Here is an 8,194-nt window from a genome sequence, read left to right as displayed (position 1 = left end):
AGCCAGAGCCAGAGCCAGAGCCAGAGCCAGAGCCAGAGCCAGAGCCAGAGCCAGAGCCAGAGCCAGAGCCAGAGCCAGAGCCCTATCAGACAGAAGCAGAACGTCTGCAGATTTTGATGACAGCTGCGGAGTCTGATGGTTTGGATGAGGTTGCTGAACTGGCAGATCAACAACTGCCGGCTGAAGACTTGGATAGCGGCGAGAAGCCTCGCTTTAACTCGGAGCTTGAAGAATTACGGGCGAAACTGCGTGCCAGAACAGCGACGTTGAAAGCGCAGGCTGAAGCACGCCAGCAGCACAGCCTTCATGATGACGAGATAGTGGACGCTGAGACGCCCTCTGAGCCGGAAGCCACAGAAGATATGGTTTTGCCTGCAGAGACTGTCGAAGATCAGACCAGTGAAATGACTGAGCTGCAAGTCCCTGATGATCAGACTGTGCCAGCGTTTGAACCGGATCAGGCTGAACAGGCACTGATGGATGCCTGGCAACAGCAGCTTGCTGCCGAACAGAACGAACTTGTAAATGATGAATCAGAGCCAGAGCCAGACATCGAGTCAGTAAATGATGTTACCGTTGAACCGCAGGCAGATGAGTTTGCACAAGAAGAAATTGATACCGGTCCGCCTGTGCATTTAACGGACGCTAAAGCTGCTGTATCTGAGATGTGGCAGGATCTGACAGAAGATCCCCTGCCTTCCGATGATGAGCTGGAAGCGATGTTTAACGAGATTCGTCAGTTGGATCAGCCTCAGTCTGATTCAGTCAGACCAAATACTGAAAGCGATGCGGTGCCCAAGAATAACAGCGAGTTGCAATCTATTTTGTCGTCCATTCCTTCCTTCTCGGCAATGAACAAGAATAAAGAGGAATGAACGGGGCTTAGTACTTAAGCTATGAGCTTAAGTACTACAATTCTGCTAAAATTTCCCGCAATTTCTTGTGGGATAAAAAATGACAGAACATGTACATGACGTGGCCATTATCGGTGGAGGCATCTGCGGTACCGCATTGCTATACATGCTTGCTGAATACACTGATATTCAGGATATTGCGCTGCTTGAGAAATATGACGCTGTAGCCAAGGTTAACTCCCATGGCCGTAACAATAGCCAGACTCTGCATTGTGGTGATATCGAGACCAATTACAGCCTGGGAAAAGCAGTCAGAGTAAAAGCTGCCGCTGAAATGGTGGTCAATTACGCCCGAACTTTGCCTGACCCCGATAAGATCATGTTCAAGTATCAGAAAATGGTGCTGGGAGTAGGGGTGACAGAATGCCAGCAACTGCGTGAACGTTTTGCAACATTCCGTGATTGTTTTCCCACCATGCAATTACTGGAAAAAGAACAAATCGCTGAAATCGAACCTAACGTTATTATAGTCGACGGTAAAATGCGGCCTGAACCCTGTGTGGCTTTGGCTGTTCTGGATGAATACAGCGCGGTGGATTTCAACCTGTTGGCCCAGTCATTTGTGACGGAAGCGAAAAAGCGTACCGATAAGGACTTGCAGCTTTATTTCAACAGTCATGTCGAGAATATTCTTGAACAAGATGGCCTGTTTACCATCATCACGCAGAATGAAGTGATTAAAGCAAAAACCGTGGTTGTCTCGGCTGGTGGGCACAGCCTGTTGCTGGCACAGCAAATGGGTTATGGCCTGGAATTTTCCTGTTTGCCGGTGGCGGGCAGTTTTTATTTCACACCGCCCTTGCTGAACGGCAAGGTCTACACGGTGCAGAACGATAAACTGCCATTTGCAGCGGTTCATGGCGATCCGGATGTGCTGGTCGAGGGTAAAACCCGTTTTGGTCCGACTGCTTTATTGTTGCCGATGCTGGAGCGTTACAACTGTAAAACCTTTTTTGAGTTTTTACGGGTTTTGCGTCTGGACAGCCGGGTTTTCCGCGTATTCTGGGACTTGTTCAAAGTCAGTGATATCCGCAACTATATTCTTAAAAACTTTCTGTTTGAAGTGCCGGGGCTGCGTCGCTGGTTGTTTATGAAAGATGCCCGCAAGATTGTGCCATCTTTGCAGTTGAAAGATGTCAGTTTTGCCAAGGGCTTCGGTGGTGTTCGCCCGCAACTGATTGATAAAAAAGCATCGAAATTGATGTTGGGTGAGGCCAAAATCAACCCGGGAACGGGTATTGTGTTCAATATGACACCATCACCAGGTGCCACCAGTTGTCTGGAAAATGCAGAAATCGACATGCGTCTGATTGCCGGGCGTTTGGGCGCTGAAATTGATGAAGATAAATTGCAGTCTGTTTTAAGAGCCTGTTCATAAGCTAAGGGGGATGCCGGGCGATTGCTTCAGCTTTATTCCGGGCTGCCGATATCATTTGTTTCCGGTTAGAAAATGGACATTGAGCGGAGACTGAATATGAAAGATAACCAAGCCCTGGGCAGAAATGGCAAATTGACACAGCAACGGCAGGTTTTTACCTTTTTTGTTGAAGATATGATGTTTGGTCTTGATGTCGAAAATGTTTTGATGCTCGGTCAGGATATCGACAAGATACAGAAAGTACCGGTGGAAGAACATGGTTTATGTGGCGTCATCAAGTTTCAAGGCATGGTGGTGCCGGTACTGGATTTTGCCCGCCGGGTCGGTGGCAAGTCTGGTTTTGATACCAGAAACAACCTGATTGATTTACTTAATCAGCAAGAGCGTCAGCACATAGAATGGACACAAGTTCTGGAACACAGCCTTAAAAACGGCGAGGCTTTCAATCAGGCGCTGGATGCGGATGAATGTCAGTCTGGGCAGTGGTTGCAGCAGTTCAATGGTCGTGATGAAACGTTGAAAGAGCTGATAGCGGCTTTTGGTGAACCGCATCAGCAACTGCATGCTATCGGTGCCAATGCTTTGAAACAAGGCCAAAAAAGCGACACTCAGCAGGCTGCTGAACCGTTCAGCCAGCAGGCCCAGGTTATTCTGCAAAAAATACGCGTTTTATCAAAACGGGCCAAAGAGCAGATCGAGAGTGATATGCGTCAGGTGCTGCTATTTGTCACCGATGATGGCAAAACGCCACGTTATGCTTTGCTGATTGATGAAATCAATGATGTGCTGAGTTATGCCGACAGCGAGTTTCAGTCCAGTTCGAGCGGTGCTTTGGCCCAGATCCGTAAAATCGGCGATATCCTCACCGGCATTTATACGCGTGATAACATGCCCGACTGTTTGTTTTTTGATATTGATAAATTGGTTGATGATAATACTGCTATTGCTTAGTTTAGTCGACTTTCAGCTTAACTAACATCGACATGAGCGCTAACCCGAACGTTGTATGAAATCTTCACCCTACATTACCGCTGAAGGTATGTTCCGACTCAACAAGGAACTCAGTGAACGCTGGTCGCGTCGCCGGGAAGTGGTTCAGGCGCTGGCCGCCGCCGCCGCGGAAGGCGATCGCAGTGAAAATGCCGAATATATCTATCGTAAGAAAGAACTACGGGAGCTTGATCGCCGGATCCGTTATCTGCAGAAACGTATTCCGGATTTGAAAGTCGTTGATTTAAAACCCGATGATGAAAGCAGCATATTTTTCGCTGCCTGGGTCACGCTGGAAACGGAAGAGGGCCAGGAAGTCAAATATCGTATTGTCGGTCCTGACGAAATCGATCATGAAAAAGGCAATATCAGTGTGGACTCACCGCTGGCAAGAGCGCTGTTGGGCAAAACCATCGATGATGAGGTGGTGATCCAGGTCGAGCAGGGGCGCAAGCAATACTATGTTCTGGCTATTCGTTACTAGCCGGAGTAATGCGCAGAATGTCACCCTGATCGGTGGCAACCAGTAAGGCACCGTCCGGTGCTTCGATCACATTTCTGATACGGCTGTTCAGTGTCTCCAGCAGGCGGGTTTCATTAACGGCGGCATTATTGCTATCCAGCTCAATACGGTTCAGATGCTGGAGTACCAGAGCGCCGGAGAGCAGATTGCCTTTCCAGCCATTAAACAACTCGCCCCGATACTGAATCAGGCTGCTGGGCGCGATGGACGGCACATAGACCTGTACCGGCTGTTCCATGCCTTCACGGTGCGTGCCCTTGCCGACCGGAATCGGTGCCCAGTATTCCTGGCCGTGGGAAATCTCCGGCCAGCCATAGTTACGCCCCGGCTCAATCAGATTGATTTCATCACCGCCTCTGGGGCCATGTTCTATCGACCATAACTCGTTATTGTCCAGATTGTAGAACAGGCCCTGCGGGTTACGGTGCCCGTAACTCCAGATTTCGGGCAGTACATTTTCTTTATTCACAAACGGGTTATCAGCCGGTACGCTGCCGTCCATATTAAGCCGTAAAATGCTGCCGGCATGATTGCTGCGATCCTGCGCATTGGAACGGGTGCCGCGATCGCCGATGGGTAGAAAGACATGGCTCTGACCGTCAAAAGCGATTCGGCCGCCATAATGGACTGTGTTATCGGTTCGGGATTTTGTTGCCAGCAATTCCTGCCAGTTAACCAGCTTTGTGCCGGACAGCTTGGCACGGGCCAGTGTTGTTGCCCCTTGGCCGTCGACATCCTTGGTGTAACTGAAATATATCCACTGACTGTCTTTATAGTCAGGGGGCAGGGCAACATCGAACAGGCCGCCCTGGCCTTCAACACGAATATCACCGGGCAGCCCCGTGAGGTCTGTGATTTTGCCAGTTTGTGGATTAAGCCGGACTAGCTTGCCGCCACGTTGAGTAATCAACAGCTTGTTATCAGGCATTACCGCCATGCCCCAGGGGATAGACAGGCCGGTGGCAAGGGTTTCAATTTTGAGATCCTTATCCCTGGAGATCTCGGCATTAGCAGGGAGTGCGAATAGCAAAATTATTGACAGACTCAGTGTGATCAGCAATCTCATAGTGTGCTCCTTGCTACGTATCAGGTTTTCATAAAATACCTTGGCTGAACTTCGACTCTTCGGCAAGCCTGTCCTGAGCGAAGACGAAGGGCTCAGAGCGCATGCTTCGACTCTTCGACAAGCTCAGAGCTCATGCTTCGACAAGCTCAGCAGAACGGAGGGAAAATGCCCGTTCGCCCTGAGCCCAGTCGAAAGGTCTCTGTTTCGTGAGTTCATGCGGTTATTTCGATATGTCAGGAACTGCAAGACAACATCGAACAACCGGGGCGATTGCGGGCCCAATCCGGTCTTTTGCTGGCATATTGCTCAAATTCAGGTTGTTCGTCATAAGGATGCCGCATCACATCCAATAATTCGTTGACCAGCGAAAAGTCATCTTGTTCCGCTTTATCAATGGCCATTTGCGCCAGATAGTTGCGCAGCACATATTTGGGATTAACCCGGTCCATTTTATGTTTACGTGTGAGATCATCGACACCGTCAGCTATTACCCGTTGCAGATAGCGACTTACCCAGTCGGCAATAGCTTTCTTATCTTGTTTGCTCAGGCCCTCAGGTGAGTAATAAGCGTCCATCAGCGGCGACAATAAAGCTTCATCAGCAGAATCGATATTTTCTGTGCTGATATCTGCCAGGCGGCGGTAGAAGATGGTCATATCGGTTTCTGCCAGTTGCATGATTTTATTCAGTTCCTGGTTTAATTCTTCATCTTCTGCCTTGAATTCGCTCAAGCCAAGTTTGTCCGCGCGCATCTGTTGCCATTTGTCGGTATAGACGCCGACATAGTCGTTGAGAATGTCACGCAAGGCATCGGCATCCTCAATCAGAGGGTAAATCGCATTCGCCAGTTGCAGCAGGTTCCACTGGGCGATTTGCGGCTGGGCACCAAAGCGATAACGGCGTCCGGTGGCATCGGTGGTGTTGGGTGTCCAGTTCGGATCATAGTTATCGATCCAGCCATAAGGGCCATAATCAATGGTCAAACCAAGTATTGACGTGTTATCGGTATTGAATACGCCATGCACAAAACCGACCCGCATCCAGTGCACCACCATATCGGCGGTGCGCTCGCATATTTCCCGGAACCAGCTCAGGTAGGTTTCCTTGCCGGGTTCGCCGAGATGCGGAAAATCGGTTTCAATCGTGTAATCAACCAGCTGTTTCAAGGTGTCGAGCTCACCGCGGGAAGTGAAAATTTCGTAACTGCCCAGTCGCAGAAATGACGGGGCAACGCGGCAGACCACTGCGCCGGGTTCGGCTTTGGGACGGCCGTCGTAGAACATATCGCGCACGACGTCCTCACCGGTCAACACCATACTCAAAGCCCGTGTGGTAGGAATGCCGAGGTGATACATGGCTTCGCTACAGAGAAATTCGCGAATCGATGAGCGTAATACCGCCAGACCATCAGCGGTGCGCGAATATGGTGTTTCCCCCGCGCCTTTGAGTTGCAGGCAGAACCGCTCACCCTGTTTATTAATGACTTCGCCCAGATTGATGGCGCGACCATCCCCCAACTGTCCGGCCCAGTGACCAAACTGATGGCCACCGTAGCATTGTGCGTGCGGCTGCATGCCTTGCAGCAGTTCATTACCGGCAAAAACGCGGGTGAACTGTTCACTCAGGCAGTCGGCATCAGTCAGATCCAGTTGTGCTGCCATTTCTCTCGAATAAGCGACAAGTTTGGGCGCTTTGACCTTTTTTGGTTCCACAAAGGAGTAACATGCCCCCATAACCTGACGGCGGGAGTTGTCTGTTTGAGGATCGGCAGGCAGTTCACGTACAAACTTATTGTCGAAATGAAAGTTGAGACCCGTACTTGTCTCAGTCACCTTGTTTGCTATATGTTCAGTCATATGCCCATTACAGCAGAATTAACACCAACATAAAACCGGAGAAAAGTGATGTTAATCGGCGTGCCCAAAGAAATAAAAAATCACGAATACCGTGTTGGTTTGACACCAGCCGGGGTCAGAGAGTTGACCTCAGCCGGACATCAGCTACTGATAGAACATGATGCAGGTCAGGCCATAGGTCTGTCAGACGAGAATTATCAACAGGCCGGCGCAGAGATTGCCGCCAGCGCCGTCGAGATTTATGGTCGGGGCGAGTTGATTGTAAAAGTCAAAGAACCTCAACCAGAAGAGCGCCGGCTTTTGCGACCGGAACAACTATTATTTACCTATTTGCATCTGGCACCGGATTTCGAACAAACCCGGGACTTGGTCAATTCCGGCGCCGTGTGCATTGCTTATGAAACAGTCACCGGTGCTAATGGCGGGTTACCGTTATTGGCGCCGATGAGTGAAGTTGCAGGGCGTATGGCGATTCAGGCCGGCGCCCACGCGCTGGAGAAAACCCAGGGCGGCATGGGCATGTTGCTTGGTGGCGTGCCTGGTGTGGCACCGGCATCGGTGGTGGTACTGGGAGGCGGTGTTGTGGGACTTAATGCGGCGCGAATGGCGATGGGTCTGGGCGCTGATGTCACCATTGTGGATAAATCATTGCCGCGATTGAAACTGCTGGATGAACAATTCGGACCGCAATTGAAAACGCTTTATGCCACTACGGAAATGATAGAACGTGTTGTATTGCGTGCTGATATGGTGATTGGCGCCGTGTTATTACCGGGGGCCAAAGCACCGAAATTGATTGATCGCGCTTTGCTCAAACAAATGAAAACCGGCGCCGTGTTGATCGATGTTTCGATTGATCAGGGCGGCTGTTTTGAATCTTCAAGACCCACCACCCATGACAAGCCGACTTATCAGGAGGAGGGCATTATCCATTATTGCGTGGCCAATATGCCGGGAGCCGTTGCCAGAACCTCGACTTTTGCGCTGACTAACGCGACATTGCCATTTGTAATGGCGCTGGCTGATAAGGGATACCGGCAGGCGTTGCTGGATGACAGACATTTAATGAATGGGCTGAATGTTTGTCGTGGACAGGTAACTTTTAAGGCGGTGGCTGAGGCGCATGGTTATCCTTATGTCAGCTCGGAGTCGGTTTTGCGCTGAGTTGTGTTTGAACCACCGCTGTGTAGGAATCAGGCAGGCACTTTTTACATCCGCAGATTACGCAGATGGACGCAGATTAAGTACAAGTTATTGTTGCCTGAGCCATCCCCAATCTCACGCCCTGCCGCTGAATCACTGTACTAACAAATAGTACGTCCCTGCTTGCTTTTCCGAAATAATCTGCGTCCATCTGCGTAATCTGCGGATAAAAAATGGTCTGGCATTTATATTCTGTGTGGGAGCCTGTGGAGTGTGAATGTTCTTTGATTTTCGCTGTGTCTTCCGTGTTTTACGTCGTTATTT

At 50.0% G+C, this 8,194-nt stretch carries 7 protein-coding genes; 5 read left to right on the top strand and 2 right to left on the bottom strand.

All coding sequences use genetic code 11. From position 1 onward, the window contains the following. From OMP95_RS12265 to greB, 4 genes are all read left to right on the top strand, one after another. Nucleotides 1-875 (top strand): hypothetical protein (locus OMP95_RS12265; RefSeq protein WP_266329254.1); only part of this gene is annotated, 875 nt, incomplete at its 5' end. A gap of 79 nt (nt 876-954) precedes the next feature. Further along, on the top strand, nt 955-2,292 hold the full coding sequence (locus OMP95_RS12260) for an FAD-dependent oxidoreductase (RefSeq protein WP_266329252.1): 1,338 nt from the start codon (nt 955-957) through the stop codon (nt 2,290-2,292). Between the two features lie 96 nt (nt 2,293-2,388). Further along, nucleotides 2,389-3,243: a chemotaxis protein CheW gene (locus OMP95_RS12255; RefSeq protein ID WP_266329250.1), complete on the top strand. Its 855-nt coding sequence runs from the start codon at nt 2,389-2,391 to the stop codon at nt 3,241-3,243. A gap of 55 nt (nt 3,244-3,298) precedes the next feature. Further along, nucleotides 3,299-3,766 carry a transcription elongation factor GreB gene (greB, locus tag OMP95_RS12250; RefSeq protein ID WP_266329248.1) on the top strand — a complete coding sequence of 156 codons (468 nt, stop codon included), beginning with the start codon at nt 3,299-3,301 and terminating at the stop codon, nt 3,764-3,766. On the opposite strand, the gene OMP95_RS12245 is transcribed toward greB, so the two are convergent. Beyond that, entirely contained in the window at nt 3,753-4,871 is a 1,119-nt protein-coding gene (locus OMP95_RS12245; protein ID WP_266329246.1) for a PQQ-dependent sugar dehydrogenase, read from the bottom strand. The genes greB and OMP95_RS12245 overlap by 14 nt on opposite strands. Before the next feature lie 233 nt (nt 4,872-5,104). Continuing rightward, a complete protein-coding gene (locus OMP95_RS12240; RefSeq protein ID WP_266329244.1) occupies nt 5,105-6,727 on the bottom strand; it encodes a protein adenylyltransferase SelO in 1,623 nt (540 codons plus the stop codon). A 48-nt stretch (nt 6,728-6,775) separates the two neighbouring features. On the opposite strand from OMP95_RS12240, the gene ald reads away from it, so the two are divergent. Beyond that, entirely contained in the window at nt 6,776-7,891 is a 1,116-nt protein-coding gene (ald, locus tag OMP95_RS12235; protein WP_266329242.1) for an alanine dehydrogenase, read from the top strand. Nucleotides 7,892-8,194 lie beyond the last annotated feature (303 nt).

The organism is Methylophaga sp. OBS4, from assembly GCF_026319305.1.
Classification (GTDB): Bacteria; Pseudomonadota; Gammaproteobacteria; order Nitrosococcales; family Methylophagaceae; genus Methylophaga.
The sequence above is the reverse complement of the archived record's forward strand: the minus strand, read 5'-3'. Positions and strand labels throughout refer to the sequence as shown.